General features: G+C 58.9%; 13 protein-coding genes. 1 reads left to right on the top strand and 12 read right to left on the bottom strand.

The annotated features are described in order from the left end of the window. Nucleotides 1-22: 22 nt before the first annotated feature. From C7123_RS05340 to C7123_RS05300, 9 genes are all read right to left on the bottom strand, one after another. Nucleotides 23-646 carry an invasion associated locus B family protein gene (locus tag C7123_RS05340; RefSeq protein WP_159049842.1) on the bottom strand — a complete coding sequence of 208 codons (624 nt, stop codon included), beginning with the start codon at nt 644-646 and terminating at the stop codon, nt 23-25. 120 nt (nt 647-766) lie between these two features. Beyond that, nucleotides 767-2,038, bottom strand: coding sequence for a serine--tRNA ligase (gene serS, locus C7123_RS05335; protein WP_069176041.1), 1,272 nt, complete (start codon nt 2,036-2,038; stop codon nt 767-769). 143 nt (nt 2,039-2,181) lie between these two features. After that, a complete protein-coding gene (locus tag C7123_RS05330; protein WP_069176040.1) occupies nt 2,182-2,727 on the bottom strand; it encodes a C40 family peptidase in 546 nt (181 codons plus the stop codon). Between the two features lie 99 nt (nt 2,728-2,826). Beyond that, complete coding sequence (gene rpmA, locus C7123_RS05325; RefSeq protein WP_069176039.1) at nt 2,827-3,123, bottom strand: 50S ribosomal protein L27; 297 nt, start codon at nt 3,121-3,123, stop codon at nt 2,827-2,829. Between the two features lie 26 nt (nt 3,124-3,149). Then, the gene (rplU, locus tag C7123_RS05320) at nt 3,150-3,467 is read right to left on the bottom strand and encodes a 50S ribosomal protein L21 (RefSeq protein WP_037981687.1); all 318 of its coding nucleotides are present in this window, start codon (nt 3,465-3,467) and stop codon (nt 3,150-3,152) included. A gap of 181 nt (nt 3,468-3,648) precedes the next feature. Beyond that, on the bottom strand, nt 3,649-4,419 hold the full coding sequence (locus C7123_RS05315; protein WP_069176038.1) for a TIGR03915 family putative DNA repair protein: 771 nt from the start codon (nt 4,417-4,419) through the stop codon (nt 3,649-3,651). 346 nt (nt 4,420-4,765) lie between these two features. Continuing rightward, on the bottom strand, nt 4,766-6,037 hold the full coding sequence (locus tag C7123_RS05310) for a putative DNA modification/repair radical SAM protein (RefSeq protein WP_069176037.1): 1,272 nt from the start codon (nt 6,035-6,037) through the stop codon (nt 4,766-4,768). Nucleotides 6,038-6,287: 250 nt separating this feature from the next. Further along, nucleotides 6,288-7,775, bottom strand: coding sequence for an IMP dehydrogenase (locus tag C7123_RS05305; RefSeq protein WP_037981695.1), 1,488 nt, complete (start codon nt 7,773-7,775; stop codon nt 6,288-6,290). 167 nt (nt 7,776-7,942) lie between these two features. Next, on the bottom strand, nt 7,943-8,872 hold the full coding sequence (locus C7123_RS05300) for a ketopantoate reductase family protein (protein WP_069176036.1): 930 nt from the start codon (nt 8,870-8,872) through the stop codon (nt 7,943-7,945). Between the two features lie 687 nt (nt 8,873-9,559). On the opposite strand from C7123_RS05300, the gene C7123_RS05295 reads away from it, so the two are divergent. Beyond that, nucleotides 9,560-10,378, top strand: a complete 819-nt coding sequence (locus tag C7123_RS05295; RefSeq protein ID WP_069176034.1) for a DUF6261 family protein — start codon at nt 9,560-9,562, stop codon at nt 10,376-10,378. A 179-nt stretch (nt 10,379-10,557) separates the two neighbouring features. Here the strand turns inward: C7123_RS05295 and C7123_RS05290 are convergent, their stop codons facing one another. The 3 genes from C7123_RS05290 to ahcY all read right to left on the bottom strand — a co-directional run bounded on the left by C7123_RS05290 (nt 10,558) and on the right by ahcY (nt 15,242). Beyond that, entirely contained in the window at nt 10,558-12,861 is a 2,304-nt protein-coding gene (locus C7123_RS05290; protein ID WP_083206976.1) for a TonB-dependent receptor, read from the bottom strand. A 97-nt stretch (nt 12,862-12,958) separates the two neighbouring features. Continuing rightward, nucleotides 12,959-13,606 (bottom strand): response regulator, encoded by a 648-nt coding sequence (locus tag C7123_RS05285; protein ID WP_069176032.1) that lies wholly within the window; start codon nt 13,604-13,606, stop codon nt 12,959-12,961. Nucleotides 13,607-13,823: 217 nt separating this feature from the next. Continuing rightward, nucleotides 13,824-15,242 (bottom strand): adenosylhomocysteinase, encoded by a 1,419-nt coding sequence (gene ahcY, locus C7123_RS05280; RefSeq protein WP_037982076.1) that lies wholly within the window; start codon nt 15,240-15,242, stop codon nt 13,824-13,826. Between the last annotated feature and the right edge of the window lie 19 nt (nt 15,243-15,261).

Here is a 15,261-nt window from a genome sequence, read left to right as displayed (position 1 = left end):
GAAGAGAGGAGGGCGGGGCGAATTACAGCTTGTCGTAACTGAGGCTGAATTTGCCGGGCACAACGTTTCCGAGGGTCTTCAGGCGGCCGTAGTCAAAGTGCTTCTGGCGTGTTTCGGACTTCTTCGTGCGGTCTTCGTAGATGACTGTCTGGGTGGAGAAGTTTACGCTGGTGACCTCGTTTACTCGGTCGTTTTTCTTGTTGCGCAGCTTACGCTCCCAGCCGATCAGCTCGAAGCGTTTGTTCTGGAAGCGGAAAATGAAGCTGTCGTCGTTGTCGTAGGCATGTGAGCCGGGCAGGAGGAAGTTGAAGCGGAGTGCGCCATTCTGGATACTCATGTCGACAAAGGCGTCCGTGTTGCCTTTGGGAGCGATGAAGCGGCCGCCATCTTGCTCTTGAAGCACGTATCCGCGCTTCTTCTTGCCGAAGGCGATGGCCAGAATGCGGCTGCCTGAATCATCGTTTTGCAAGATGAAAGCGATGTCGTCGACATGGTCCTTGTTGAGGTCGCCATTCTCGATGAAGTACACATGCCACCCCTCGGGGGCAAAGTCCTCTGCCGAAGCCCCGCTTTGGGGCAACTTCGGGGTCTGTGCGGCTATTGTTCCAGCGAACAACAGCATAGCGAAAGCAATCAGTCGATTCATAGATGTGTAGTTTGTTAAGGGTGAATGTGTGGGTGATTTGAAGAGAAGGTCAGGGAAAATAGGGGGAGTCTAAAAGTCGGCCGGGGACCGGTTGAGGTGCGCCCGGCCGTTTGTAGCTGTTCACGAGATGCGCTCGAAGCCGGTGTAAGGCACAAGCACTTTGGGGATGATGATGCCCTCGGGCGTCTGGTTGTTCTCCAGCAACGCGGCCACGATGCGGGGCAGGGCCAGGGCGCTACCGTTGAGCGTATGGCAGAGCTGCACCTTCTTATCGGCGTCACGGTAACGACACTTCAGGCGGTTGGCCTGGTAGCTCTCGAAGTTCGACACGGAGCTGACCTCTAACCAACGCTTTTGCACGGCGGAGAAGACTTCGAAGTCGAACGTCAGGGCGGAGGTGAAGCTCAGATCGCCGCCGCAGAGTCGCAGGATGCGCCACGGCAGCTCAAGTGCCTCAACGAGTGAGCGGACGTACGTGACCATCTCCTCGAGCGATGTGTAGGAGTGCTCCGGCCGATCGATGCGGACGATCTCCACCTTGTCGAACTGATGCAGACGGTTGAGCCCGCGTACATCCTTGCCGTACGAACCGGCTTCGCGGCGGAAGCAGGCGGAGTAGGCCGTGTTGCGGATGGGTAGGTCTGCCTCGTTGAGGATCACGTCGCGGTAGATGTTTGTGACGGGCACCTCGGCGGTGGGGATGAGGTAGAGGTCGTCGAGGTTGGCGTGATACATCTGCCCCTCTTTGTCGGGCAACTGTCCGGTGCCGTAGCCCGATTCGGCGTTGACGACGTAGGGCGGTTCGATCTCGACATAGCCGGCGTCGCGGGCGCAGTCGAGGAAGAAGTTCACGAGCGCGCGTTGCAGCCGTGCCCCCTTGCCCTTGTAGACGGGGAAGCCGGCGCCGGTGATCTTGACGCCCAGCTCGAAGTCGATGATGTCGTATTTGCGAGCCAGCTCCCAGTGCGGCAGTGCGTCGGCAGGCAGTTCGGGGATGGTGCCGCCCGTCTCCTCGCAACGGTTGTCGTCGGCGCCCGTACCTTCGGGCACGGAGGCGTGGGGGAGGTTGGGGATGAGCACGAGCAGCTCGTGCATGTCTTTTTCGGCCTGTGTCTTGTCGGCCTCCAGCGTGCGGTTGGTCTCTTTCAGGCGGGATACTTCGGCCTTGGCTTCGTCGGCTTCGGCGCGTTTGCCCTCCTTCATCAGTCCACCGATCTGCTTGGAGAGACGGTTCACCTCGGTGAGGTTGGCGTCGAGGGCGGTCTGGGAGGCGCGTCGGGTCTTATCGAGTGCAATGATTCGGTCGATGATCTCGGTTGCGTCAAAGTGTTTGATGGCCAGTCGGCGGATCACTTCGTCGCGTTGTTCGGTGATGACTTTGATGGTAAGCATAGTTCTGTATGGAGTAAGAGGTAGTTCTACGTATTACGGGTGACAAAAATATACGCTTTGAGACTTTGCAGAGCAGCACATCAGCTATGTTGCCTTTGACAGACTCTGGGTCGGTCATGTGCTTGCGGACATTTCTTTCGCCTTTACTGTACGGTGCCGCCGGCCACCCAGTGTCGGCTGTAATACTCCTCGTCGAGGCTGCTAATGACGACGCCGCGCGAGGTGCTGGTGTGGGCGAAGAGTCCGTCCTTGAGGTAGATGCCCACGTGCGAGACACGTCGGCGTTTGCCTCGCCGTGCTCCGTTGTGGAAGAAGACGAGGTCACCCTCACGTAGCCGATGGCGGCTGATGCGTCGGCAGTTCTTTGCCAGCATGTCGGCCGAGGAGCGTTCGAGCGTTTTGCCGTATACCTCACGATAGACGGTGGTGACGAAGCCCGAGCAGTCTGTGCCCACGCCGCAGACACTGCTTCCTATGCGGTGAGGTGTACCAAGCCATTGGGCTACGATGCGATAGAGTGCGGCGTTGTCTGCGCCTGTCACTTCGATGCCGAGTGTAGGGGCGGGGTGCTCCACACGCATCGGTGCAGGGGTATGTCGGTGTGCGGCGCAGGAGAAGAACATGAGGCACGCGAGAAAGCACAGTGCGACCAGGCGAAGGGTTGGTGGAGGTATGTTGGGATTGTTCATTCGCTATAGATGGATACAAACAAGAGGGGCTGCCCTCATGTGATGATAGGACAGCCCCTCTCTCTGATTCGTGTTACTCTCCGGGGGAGCGGGCGGCGGTTATGCTTCTGCCGGTTGCTCCACCTGCGGCGCCGGGGCAGCTTCGAAGCCCTCGACGGAGATGTATGAACGATTCTCGCGGCCGCGCTTGAAGACTACGACGCCGTCGATGAGTGCATACAGCGTGTGATCGCGACCCATGCCCACGTTCTTGCCCGGATGGAACTCCGTGCCGCGCTGACGGGCGATGATGTTACCGGCCTTGGCCTTCTGGCCACCGAACAATTTAATGCCTAAGCGTTTGCTTTCTGATTCGCGGCCGTTCTTGGAACTGCCGACTCCTTTTTTGTGTGCCATTTCTCTGTCTTGTTGTGGTTAAATGGTTAAGCGATGATTTGTTTGATGCTCACTTCGGTAAACTGCTGGCGGTGTCCGTTCAGCTTGCGATAACCCTTTCTTCTCTTCTTGTGGAAGACGAGCACCTTATCGCCCTTAACCAGCGGCGAAAGCACTTCGCAAATCACCTTGGCACCTTCCACCGTGGGCGCGCCCACCTGTACACTGCCGTCGGCATCGACCAACAACACCTTGTCGAACTCCACCGTTGCGCCGCTCTCGACGTCACGGAGGTGATGGACAAACAACTTCTTCCCTTGCTCGGCCTTAAACTGCTGGCCGTTGATTTCTACAATTACGTACATTGATTATTCGTATTAATCGTGACTCCCGGGGGCGGACACGTCGGGGGTCCGACGGATCTCTTTTTCATGCCCTCTGCGGATTATTGAGGCGCAAAAGTAGACCAATTAACACGTTGCGCAAATGGCGAGGCATGTCGGAAGTGGTGAATGGCAGGGTGTTCTGTGTGCGACGGGGGGCGCCTCAGAGGTCTTCCGGCTGCATTTCGGTGAGGTGGGGCCAGAAGCGGACGGGCATGTCTTGACGCTGCTTGCGGGGGTTGAGGCGCTCGCGGATGGTGAGGGAACGGAAGTAGGCGCGCCAGAGGACTTGGAAACGCTGCTCGTCGGTGGCCAGGAGGTCGGGGTCAAGGCGGGAGCGGAGGGCGGCGTCGTCGGCCAGGGTGACTTCACGCGTGGTGTGGAGGTCGTAATGGTAGCCGTAGCGACGGCAGAGGTCGTAGATCACCCAGGGCTGGTCGGAGAAGCGGTCGGTGAAGTGGGGGACGGTCAGCGGGAGGGCGTTGTAGACGGGGCGGATGGGGGCGACGTATAGCCCGTCGGCCGTCTTGCTGAAGCGGACGAACTGCTTGAGCTTGTGGGCTTCGCGACTGACCTTGAGGGCGAGGTTGCGCACCTCGAGGACGTCCGGGTCGGCGAAGTTTGTGGCAATCGATTCGGGCGCGTCGAGGGCTTTGCGGATGTAGCGGAAGAGGAGTTCGTCGACGGCGGGCTGCTCCGAGAGCCAAGCGCGGAGGATCAGGGTGGTGGCTTCGGCGGGGAGCTTGCGCATGAGTCCGAGGCGGACGCGTTCGGCCCGGGGCGTGTCGGTGACGACGGTGTATGTCGTGTCGGCAAAGAGCGGCGCGGGTTCGCCCACACGCAGCAGACGGTCGGGGAAGGTGCGGCGACTGTAGGCGTCGAAAACGGCCGTGAGGAGGCCCTCGAAGGTTTTATCGTAGAAGAAAATGTGCACGGGGAGGAACTAAAGACAGAAAACGAAAAGCGGCTCCGGGTAGGGGGGGCGTTTGGGTTGCCGGTTGATAGGGTGAAACGACTCGGGAACGCTCCAGAAACTGCGTTTCTCGGCTGAAACCGCTCGGGAATGGCCCAGAAACCGTGTTTCTCGGCTAAAACCGCTCGGAAATGTTCCAGAATCAGTGTTTCTGCGCTGAAACAGCTCGGGAATGCTCCAGAAACCGTGTTTCTGCGCTGAAACCGCTCGGGAATGCCGCGGAAACCGTGTTTCTCGGCTGAAACCGCTCGGGAACGCTCCAGAATCAGTGTTTCTGCGCTGAAACCGTTCGGGAACACGCGAGAAATCATTCCCACACGATGCTCAGCTGCCGGGGATCGAGCTTCTTGCTGCGCGATGGGGTGGGGACGAGGGCGCGGCGCACTTGTTCGGGGGTAACTTCTTGGATGGTTCCCCCGAGGGAGAGCTCGCGGCAGGTGATGAAATACTGCGCCTTCTTCATCACCACGCCGATGCGCCGGAGGCTGTCGGAGGTGAGGCTGCCGTAGCGGCGGGAGGCGACGATCATGCGGGCAGACTTGACGCCGATGCCGGGCACGCGGACGATGAGGGCGTAGTCGGCGCGGTTGATGTCGACGGGGAAACACTCCGGGTGACGCAGCGCCCAGGCGAGCTTCGGGTCGATCTCGAGGTCGAGGTTGGGGGTGGTGCTGTCCACGATCTCGTCGGCGCTGAAGCCGTAGAAGCGCATCAGCCAGTCGGCCTGATAGAGGCGGTTCTCGCGGATGAGGGGCACGCGGCCGACGGCGGCGGGCAGGCGTGTGTCGTAGGTGTTGACGGGGACGTAGCCCGAATAATAGACGCGTCGCATGCTTGGCCGACGGTAGAGGGCGGAGGAGACGCGGAGGATGTCGTGGTCGGTCTCGGGCGTGGCGCCGACGATGATCTGTGTGCTCTGTCCGGCCGGCACGAAGCGTGGTGCGTGGCGAAACTTGCGGCGGTCTTCCTGGCTTTGCAGCATGCCCTGGCGGATGTAACGCATCGGGGCGAAGACGCTCTCGAAGTTCTTGTCCGGGGCCACGCGTCGGAGGCTCTCTTCGGTGGGCAGCTCGAGGTTGACACTCATGCGATCGGCGTAGAGCCCGCCCTCCTCGACCAGCTCGCGGCTACAGCCGGGGATGCTCTTGAGGTGGATGTAACCGTTGAAGCGGTGCGTGGTGCGGAGGTCTTTGACCACGCGCACCATGCGCTCCATCGTGTAGTCCGGGTTACGGATGATGCCGGAGCTGAGGAAGAGGCCCTCGATGTAGTTGCGGCGGTAGAACTCGATGGTGAGGTCTACGAGCTCGCGAACGGAGAGTGTGGCGCGTGGGCGGTCGTTGCTGCGGCGGTTGATGCAGTAGGCGCAGTCGAAGATGCAGTGGTTGGTGAGCATGATCTTCAGCAGCGAGACGCAGCGGCCGTCGGCGGTGAAGCTGTGGCAGATGCCGACGCCGCCGACGGTGTTGCCGATCCCTCCCGCCGTGTTGTGCCGCACCGTGCCACTCGAGGAGCACGAGACGTCGTACTTGGCGGATTCGGCCAGGATCTTGAGCTTATCTAATACGGTGTCGGTCATTGCCTCGTTGAGGTGTTGGGTGTTTAATTGTTTGGGGATACAAACGTGTACCCGGCAAAGTTGGCAGGGGTCCCTGACCCCCTTTTCTTGCCTTGACACAAGAAAAGGAGGCGAAAGAAAGTCAAGCCCTCACCGAGGGCGGGGAAGTTTGGCTAGGTACACGCAGGTAACAGGCAAAGTTGGCTGGGGTCCCTGACCCCTAACAGGCAAAATTGGCAGGGGTCCCTGACCCCGCCGGGGGGGCTGACGCCTAGTTCTGGTCTTTGAGGATCACGTCGTGCGCACCACCCTCCACGATGCTGGTGGAGGAGACGAGCGTGATCTTGGCGCGCTGTTGCAGCTCCTCGAGCGTGATGGCGCCGCAGCTGCACATCGTGGCGCGGATCTTACCGAGGGTGATGTCGAGGTTGTCCTTCATCTTACCGGCATAGGGCACGTAGCTGTCGACACCCTCCTCAAACTTCAACGCCTCGGAGCCGCCCATGTCGTACCGCTGCCAGTTCTTGGCGCGGTTGGAGCCTTCGCCCCAGTACTCCTTCACGTAGTTATTGCCGATGCGGAGCGTCTGCGTGGGCGATTCGTCGAAGCGGGCGAAGTAGCGACCCATCATCAGGAAGTCGGCTCCCATCGCCAAGGCCAGCGTCATGTGATAGTCGTGCACGATGCCGCCGTCGCTACAGATGGGCACGTAGAGCCCCGTCTCCTCACGATAGGCGTCGCGGGCACGCGCCACGTCGATCAGCGCCGTAGCCTGTCCACGTCCGATGCCCTTCTGCTCGCGGGTGATGCAGATCGATCCGCCGCCGATGCCCACCTTGATGAAGTCCGCGCCGGCGTCGACGAGGTAGCGGAAGCCTTCGCTGTCTACGATGTTGCCTGCGCCCACGGGGATGTTGTAGTTCGCCTTGACCCATTCGAGGGTCTCCCGCTGCCATTCGGAATAGCCGTCGGAGGAGTCGATGCAGAGCGCATCTACGCCGGCCTCGATGAGCGCCGGGACACGCTCCTTGTAGTCGCGCGTGTTGATGCCTGCACCGACGAGCAGCTTCTTCGTAGCATCGGATAGCTCGTCCGGGTTCTTGCGGTGGCTGTCGTAGTCTTTGCGGAAGACGAAGTAGGCCAGGCGGTCGTCGGCGTCGATGATAGGCAGCGAGTTCAGCTTGTGCTCCCAAAGGATGCGGTTGGCCTCGCTCAGCGAGATGCCCGATCGGCCGTAGATGAGCTTGGAGAAGGGCGTCATGAAGGTGCCGATCTTCATGGCCGGATCGTCCTTCTCAGCGCGATAGTCGCGGCTGGTGACGATGCCGAGCAGTCGGCCGTTAGGCGTGCCGTCGTCGGTGATGCCGATGGTGGAGTGGCCCGTCTGGCGTACCAGCTTAACGACGTCGGCCAGGGTTTGCTCGGGCGTGAGGTTGGAGTCGCTGACTACGAAGCCGGCCTTGAACTTCTTCACCTTACGCACCATCTCGGCCTGACTCTCGATGGGCTGTGAACCGAAGATGAACGAGAGGCCACCGTTACGCGCCAGCTCGATGGCCAGCTCGGGGCCGGACACGGCCTGCATGATGGCCGAAACGAAGGGGATATTCAGCCGGATAGGCGAGGGCTCGCCCACGGCGTGCTTTACGAGCGGCGTTTTGAGCGACACATTGGTCGGGATACACGCCTTGGTCGTCAGACCAGGGATCAACAGGTATTCTCCGAAGGTTCTGGAGACGTCTTCTAAGTAAACAGCCATATCTAATTTCTTGAGTAGTTAAAGTAGTCAGGGGTAGTTATTGGGTAGGGGAGGGGGACAGGCCCCCGGCCGAAAAAAGTGGGGCAAAAGTAGCACGCCCCCCCTCTCATCCAAATGCCGAACGGGAGGCTGGCCGCGCTGGTCAACCTCCCGTTCAAAACCGCTTCTCACTTACATATCCCCACCTTCAGCCCCCGATAAATCTCCTCGTACGCCGGCACGGGAATATTGAGTCGCTCGGCCTCACGCACGATGTATCCGCAGAGGCTGTCGACCTCCGTGGGCCGACCAGCGCGGAAGTCGCGGTGCATCGACGTGGTGGACTTCTCGTCGCTGCCCCACGTCCGCAGCAGCTCCTGCCAACAATACTCCTCCGTCAGGTCGAAGCCCCGAGCCTGGGCCACGCTGGTGGCCTCTTGGAGCAGTCGGTGACACATGTCCGGATGGCGCTCCAAGGCCAGCAGCACGGGCAGGTCGAAGTAAGACGTGACCGAGGCTGAGACGGAGATGATGATGAACTTCTTCCACACCTGCAGCTGGATGTCGTCGTGCCACTCGGCCTGTATGCCCGCCTCGCGCAGCAGGGCCTCCAGCTCGTCGCCCCGCTCGCAGCGCCCCGCACCCGAGCCGAAGAGCAACTTGCCGCGCCCGTGCACATTGCGGACCGTGCCCGGGGTCGTCTTCATGGCCACGATGTACGTCAGGCCATACCACACCTGCCCGCGGTCTTTGAGCTGCTCGACGATGCGGTCGCGGATGTCGGCGCCGTTCAGCAGCGGCACGATGACGGTCTCCGGCCCGATGATAGGCCGCAGCTTCTGCACGGCCGCCTCCAGGTCGTAACTCTTCGTGCAACACAAAATATAGTCGGCCGTCACGCCCAACCTTTCCGGCTGCTCGACGACACCCTCCGGCCGCACACGAAACGAACCCTTCGGTGTCTCCACCTCCAGTCCGCTCCGCGCGATCTCCAGCCCGTGCTTCCCTCTGGCGACGAAATAAACCTCAACCTCTCTGTTGGTTGCATAGGTGCGCGCCAGCATGCCGCCAAAATATCCGCCGACGCCTCCTAAACCCATGATTACAATGCGCTTCATATCAAATAAGATTTAACGATCGCTCGTTCTTTCTGCAAAGATGGTTCAAAAATCGGGGGTAGATCGAATGGAATGCCCCGATCGATGCCTCGAAAGGCACTATCCCGAGGTCGCAACCCCCGTTGAACATGAAAAATGCACGCATACAATCGGGGATCCTTGAGACGGAGGTTACGAGGCCGCTATGCAGGTGACGAAAGACGGATTTCGTACTGTTTTTACGCATGAGGAGACTTGTTCGGAAATAAAAAAGTGACTTTTTATAGCTGTGCAGGTAGTGTCAGGTATAAAAAGTCGACAGTTTGTTTTTGTGTACTATATGTGAGGATATAGCAGGTCACTTTTTGTTTGTGTCAATTTTTGTCGGGTTATATCGTGTCACATTTTGTTTCTGGGAGAAGGTTTTCAGTTAGAAAAACTGGCTGTTTGTTTCTGTATAAGTAATGATACCTATAAAAAGTCACTTTTTGATGCTGTAAGTAGATTCTCATCTACAAAAAGTGACCTGATATAACCTGGGATTTATTTTCAGATCGAGTGGGTAAACGGTTATATGATGGAAGAATTTATCAGAGTCATCAGGCTACAGTTTATAACCTGAGTGAATTTTTCAGGAAGGGAAAGTAGCTGTTTATAATCTGACGAAGTCGTATTTTTGCGAGAACTAATAGGAAAGGGATAAACAAGATGAGCGAAACGACATTGAAGATACCGCATGCGGTAAAGATCGAAGAGAGCAACTGTGTGAGCTTCAAAGTGGGGCTGCATGCCAGTTTACACCGCAGTCAATACGACCTTTTGCAGAATGTCAGTCCGGAGCTGGTGCAATTTCCGAAGGGGATGATGGAGCGCTGGGAGGAACTGATAATGATGGAGTGCCAGTCGCCATCGAAGGGGCGGACGTACTCGCGTTTTACGCCTTTGATGAACGAAAAAGATGCGGAGCGACGCCGATTGCTGGCCTCTTTTTTCGGCATTATCCGCGGGAATATCTACCTGCCGGACGGGCCAAAGCGCGAGGCGGCGCTGAAGCTCGAGGCCAAGCTGCACCGCTTTCGGGGCATGCAGCATGGGGGCTCGAAGATGGCGCGTAGCGCGCGCATTGCGGCCTTGGAGAAGGATCTGGAGGAGCTCAAGAGCGAGGTGGAGACGCTGGGCCTGACCGCAACGGTGCAGCAGCTGCATGAGGTGACGACGGCGTACGAGTCGCTCAGCATGGAGCGCGTGAAACAGCGCGTGGATGAGAAGCGGCCGACGATGCGAGAGACGCGTCGGGAGGCGGATGTGTATTACGAGCGGGCCTGTCGGCTGGTCGAGGCGGCACACCTCATGGCCACGACCGACGAGGCGCGCAAGGCCATCGAGCGGTTGGTGGATCTGATGAATCGGGCGGTGCGGGAGTCCAAACGGACGTATCACGAGATGCTCGGTCAGCGTCGCCGGTACAAAAAGAAGGAGGCGCCGATCGACGGGAGTGTCGACGACGCCTCTGGGGGTGTATCGTAAATGGTCGGGTATCTTCCGGGGCGATACTTCCTTTTCTTGCCTTGATGCGGGGAAAAGGAAGGCATCAGGGATGCCGGCCAAATTCCCCTGCCCCGGAAGGGGCCCTCACCGAGGCCGGGGAAGTTTGGCTGCCCCGGAAGGGCCGTTAGGGGCGCCGGCCATTGATCAATGTGAGCCGATTACATGTGGAAGATGGCCGAAACGGTGATGTTGCGGCCTGGCTCGGGAAGCCATTGGATGGTGTTCTCGGCGGCTTTGGCGTAACGCTTATCGAAGAGGTTGTCGGCGTTTAGCTGTAGCGTCCAAAACTTGTTGTAGCGGTAGCTCACCATGGCGTTGGCTACGAAGGCGGGGTCGAAACGCATCTCGTTGGCCAGGTCGGCGTACGACTCGCTGGCGTAGTCGAAACCGAGGCCGAGGCGGAAGAGGTGACGCTCCGAGTTGTTGTTCAGAAAGAGCCAACCGAAGGCCGTGTGGACGGGCGAGTAGGGCAGATAGTGGCCCTTGAAGGCCGCCTTGGCAAACTCGGTGCTGGAGTATTCGCCCACCTTGGCCAGCGTCAGGGTGTAGCCTGCGCGCAGGTCGATGTAGGGCGAGGGGGTGAGGGTGGCGTCGATCTCGAAGCCGTCGGAATGGACGGTGCCCACCTGCCCGATGACGCTCTTGCCATCGGCATTCTTACCAAACTTCTGCACGATGTTGCTCTTCTCGATGTGGAATCCGGCCAGCTCCAGGGCCAAGAGGCTACCGAAGCGGGAGTGGATACCGGCCTCGTACTGCATGCCGCGTTCGGGGGCGTAGACCTTGCCGGTGGAGTTGGGCGTGATGGTGCGGCCCTTATTGTCGAGGTAGACGTAGTTGTTGTCGCCTACGGTGCGGACGGGGCGGAAGGAGTTGGAGACGGAGGCGTAGATGCGACTTCCGGGGGTGAGTTCGTAGACGAGGCCCACCTTGAAGGTCGGGGCGTTGTCGATAAGAATAGCGGGCTCACCCTTTTCGGTCACGACGCGGTTGTCCGATTTGCTGGTTGTAATGTTGCGACGGAACATGTTGTAGCGCAAGGCGAGCATGGCCGCGAGGCGGTCGGTGACGTTGATCTGATCGAAGGCCGCCAGCGAGTGGTAGTACTCGATGAAGTCGACAATCTGCGAGAACTTTTCGTCTAAGTAGCCCGGGTTACTGATCGGATTACGGATAGACATGACGGTGCTGATGGCGGGTCCGGAGAACACCTGCCCCTGCCAGCGCTTGAGGCTCATGTAGGAGAAGTCGTAGCCGAAAGAGGCGAGGTGACGCATGCCGAGGGCCTCGAACTGGCCTTGCACGGAGAGCTGATTGCCGGCGTAATAGTTGTCGTAATCGAAGTGGAAGGGCTCGCGCAGGATGGAGTCGACGCTGATATAGACCTTCTCGTCGCCGTTCATGTAGTAGTGTTTGTAGCGGCCGGGCGTCTTGGACGTCAAGTGCGAGAATTCCTCCGACTGGAGGTAGCTGAGCGTGTTGTACGAGAAGCCCAGCACGTCGCGTAGCAGCCAATTCTCCGACAGGTTGTGCTCCCAGATGTTGGTCGAGGAGATGTGCTTGTCGTTGAGGTGGTCGTTGACGTACGTGAGGCTCGTCTTGGCCAGGTCGATGCCCGTGGGGATGTCGCCCTTGCTGTAGACCTTGTTGCCGTTCTCGTCGAAGATGTCGTTCTGGAAGCGGGGGATACCCGGATCGGTGTGCACGCGGTTGTCGTAAGCCAGGGCCGAGAAGGAGAACTTGTTGCGATCGTTGGGTCGGAAGTCAAGCGCCGCGTAGACGTTGTTCGATCGGCGGGTGTTGTCCCTCCAGCCGTCACTTTGAATGCCGGTGTAATCGAGGCGGAAGTTGACCGTGGGCGAGAGGGCTCCGGTAGCTCCCACTTGTGCCGTGTACGTGTTCCAGCTGCCCACAGCGATGCGTGCATCGACCGATGTGCGGGCCGAAGGCTGGCTGTAAAGCACGTTGATAATGCCGCCGATGGCCGAGTGTCCGATCAGTGCGGACGACGGACCCTTGATCACTTCCACGCGGTCTACACCGACGAACGATGAAGTCGGTGCGCAGGAATAGATCTCTGCGCGCTCGTCACGGATACCGTTCGAGAGCAGTACGAGGCCATCCATGCCACGTGCGCGGAACATGTGGAAGCCGCCGTAGTTGTTCATGATGCGGATACCGGCCGTTGTCTTGTTGATCTGCAAGAGGTCGGTGATGTTCAGATCGCGCAGCGCCTTAGAGTCGACGATGGCCATCGTCAGCGGCGTCTCGGAGAGGGTCACGGGCAGTCGGAAGAGGCTCAGCCGCTTCATGCGGTGCCCAACGACGACTTGCTCGTCGAGATAGAGGGTGGTGTCGACGTCAGAAGGGTCGACGGTCTCGTTCGGTACGGCCTGCTGCGCCTGTACGGCGCCCGCCATCCCCGAACACAAAAGCAAACTCAGGATGAAGTTCCTTTTCATTTCGGTTGATTTTTAGTGTGTGTAATGTTTATGTATGGAGAAAAATTCTTCTGATCTCCGTGTGTGGTGTGTGTAGTAATGAAGGCTCCACGAAGCCTCAGCCGTCGGGGCTGATGAGGCCGCATCGGATGGCGTACTGGAGCATTTCGTGGGTGTTGTTGATGCCGAGCTTTTGGAAGATGTGCGTTTTGTGCGTCTCGACGGTGCGACGGCTGATGTAGAGTCTTTCGCCGATCTCGCGTGCGGTCAGTCCTTCGTGCGATAGGCGGATAATCTCGGCTTCGCGGTCGGAGAAGAGCACGAGCCCCTCTTTGCCCATTTTCCGCTTCATGGCCACGATCTCGTACATCAGCGACGAGATGTCGCGTCCGTAGTAATTCTCGCCCTCCATGATCACCCTGACGGCCTTAGTCAGCTCTATGGAGTTGCAGCGCCGCTTGCTGATGAAGCCATCGATGCCGATGCGGAGTAGGTCGCTGACGGTCTCCATCGTATTCTCAGCCGAGAGGATGAGGATCTTGATTTCTGGAAAGGAGTCCCGTAGCCGTCGGGCGATGTCGATGCCGGTTGTGTCGGGCAGAATGATGTCGAGAAAGATGAGGTCGGGCTTTAACGTCTTGAGCAGGGTGAAGAGTTGCTTGCCGCTCTCGGCCTCGCCCAAGATGCAGACGTCTGCCCGCTTGAGCGATCCGCGTATGCCGAGCCGGAAGAGCTCGTGGTCGTCCACTAATATCACGTTGGTCATAATCGGCCGGTTCTCGTTGTCTTACATTACAATCGGGTCGCAAAAATATAGCTTTTCCTTGCTGAGAAAAGTGCCGATACACAGGACGTTTGCCCCGCTTCAATCGCGGGATGTAGGGATAAAAAACGGGTCGGGCACGGGACTCACGTCCAATGCCCGACCTCCAACAACTAACAATTAAACAATTAAACAAATTAACAGTACAGACAACACCGTGTCAATACCGGTAAATCTCGGATTTGAATGGCCCGTCGACGGGGACGCCGATATAGTCGGCTTGCTTCTGGGTCAGTTTCGAGAGCTTGACGCCGATGCGCGCCAAGTGCAGGCGGGCCACTTCCTCGTCGAGGTACTTGGGCAGGCAGTAGACGCCCGGCTTGTAATCCTTCTGCCAGAGATCAAGCTGGGCGAGCGTCTGGTTGGTGAAGGAGTTACTCATCACGAACGATGCGTGGCCGGTGGCGCAACCCAGGTTCACGAGGCGGCCTTCAGCCAAGAGGAAGATGGAGTGACCGTCGGGGAAGGTGTACTTGTCGACCTGCGGCTTGATGTTGAGGCGGACGATGCCGGGGAAGTTCTCCAGCTGGTCTACCTGGATCTCATTGTCAAAGTGGCCGATGTTGCAGACGATGGCCTGATCCTTCATCTGGCTCATGTGGTCGATGGTGATGACGTCGCAATTTCCGGTGGTGGTGACGAAGATGTTGCCCTCCTTCACGGCCTCCTCCATCGTGGTGACCTCGAAGCCTTCCATAGCGGCCTGCAGGGCGCAGATGGGGTCGATCTCGGTAACGAGTACGCGGGCGCCATAGGAGCGCATAGAGTGCGAGCAGCCTTTGCCGACGTCGCCGTAGCCAGCCACGACGACCACCTTACCGGCGATCATCACGTCCGTAGCGCGCTTGATACCGTCGGCCAAGGATTCGCGGCAGCCGTAGAGGTTGTCGAACTTCGACTTCGTCACGGAGTCGTTCACGTTGATGGCAGGCACGAGCAGTTCGCCGCGCTCCATCATCTGGTAGAGGCGATGAACGCCCGTGGTAGTCTCTTCGGATACGCCCTTCATCTCCTTGAGCATGTCGTGCCAGCGCGTCGGAGTGGCGGCGTGTACGGCCTTGAGGAGGTCGATGATCACCTGTTCCTCTTTGTTACTGCCCTTGCGATCGAGCAACGTGGGATCGTTTTCGGCTGCATAGCCACGGTGAACGAGCAGGGAGGCGTCGCCACCATCGTCAACGATCAGGTTCGGGCCCTTGCCGCCGGGGAAGCTGAGCGCTTCGTTCGTGCACCACCAGTATTCCTCGAGCGTCTCACCCTTCCACGCGAAGACAGGTACACCAGCGGCAGCGATGGCTGCGGCGGCATGGTCTTGTGTAGAGAAGATGTTACAGCTGGCCCAACGTACGTCGGCACCCAGATCGACGAGTGTCTCGATGAGGACGGCGGTCTGGATGGTCATATGGAGCGAGCCCGTGATGCGTGCGCCGGCCAGGGGTTTCTTCCCAGCGTATTTCTCGCGCAGGGCCATGAGGCCCGGCATTTCGTGTTCTGCGATCTCGATCTCTTTACGACCGAAGTCGGCCAGATTGATGTCTGCCACTTTGTAGGGCAGCTTTTCCGTTGATTCTTTTACCATGATATGGCCTTTCTCTGTT

The sequence above is a fragment of the Tannerella serpentiformis genome (assembly GCF_003033925.1).
Taxonomy (GTDB): domain Bacteria; phylum Bacteroidota; class Bacteroidia; order Bacteroidales; family Tannerellaceae; genus Tannerella; species Tannerella serpentiformis.
Note: the sequence above shows the minus strand (reverse complement) of the source record. Positions and strands in the feature narration are given on the sequence as shown.

What these genes read in the sequence shown, in the direction of transcription:
- C7123_RS05340 (WP_159049842.1), bottom strand. Translation starts at nt 646, where the DNA reads ATGAATCGACTGATTGCTTTCGCTATGCTGTTGTTCGCTGGAACAATA.
- serS (WP_069176041.1), bottom strand. Translation starts at nt 2,038, where the DNA reads ATGCTTACCATCAAAGTCATCACCGAACAACGCGACGAAGTGATCCGC.
- C7123_RS05330 (WP_069176040.1), bottom strand. Translation starts at nt 2,727, where the DNA reads ATGAACAATCCCAACATACCTCCACCAACCCTTCGCCTGGTCGCACTG.
- rpmA (WP_069176039.1), bottom strand. Translation starts at nt 3,123, where the DNA reads ATGGCACACAAAAAAGGAGTCGGCAGTTCCAAGAACGGCCGCGAATCA.
- rplU (WP_037981687.1), bottom strand. Translation starts at nt 3,467, where the DNA reads ATGTACGTAATTGTAGAAATCAACGGCCAGCAGTTTAAGGCCGAGCAA.
- C7123_RS05310 (WP_069176037.1), bottom strand. Translation starts at nt 6,037, where the DNA reads ATGACCGACACCGTATTAGATAAGCTCAAGATCCTGGCCGAATCCGCC.
- C7123_RS05305 (WP_037981695.1), bottom strand. Translation starts at nt 7,775, where the DNA reads ATGGCTGTTTACTTAGAAGACGTCTCCAGAACCTTCGGAGAATACCTG.
- C7123_RS05300 (WP_069176036.1), bottom strand. Translation starts at nt 8,872, where the DNA reads ATGAAGCGCATTGTAATCATGGGTTTAGGAGGCGTCGGCGGATATTTT.
- C7123_RS05295 (WP_069176034.1), top strand. Translation starts at nt 9,560, where the DNA reads ATGAGCGAAACGACATTGAAGATACCGCATGCGGTAAAGATCGAAGAG.
- C7123_RS05290 (WP_083206976.1), bottom strand. Translation starts at nt 12,861, where the DNA reads ATGAAAAGGAACTTCATCCTGAGTTTGCTTTTGTGTTCGGGGATGGCG.
- C7123_RS05285 (WP_069176032.1), bottom strand. Translation starts at nt 13,606, where the DNA reads ATGACCAACGTGATATTAGTGGACGACCACGAGCTCTTCCGGCTCGGC.
- ahcY (WP_037982076.1), bottom strand. Translation starts at nt 15,242, where the DNA reads ATGGTAAAAGAATCAACGGAAAAGCTGCCCTACAAAGTGGCAGACATC.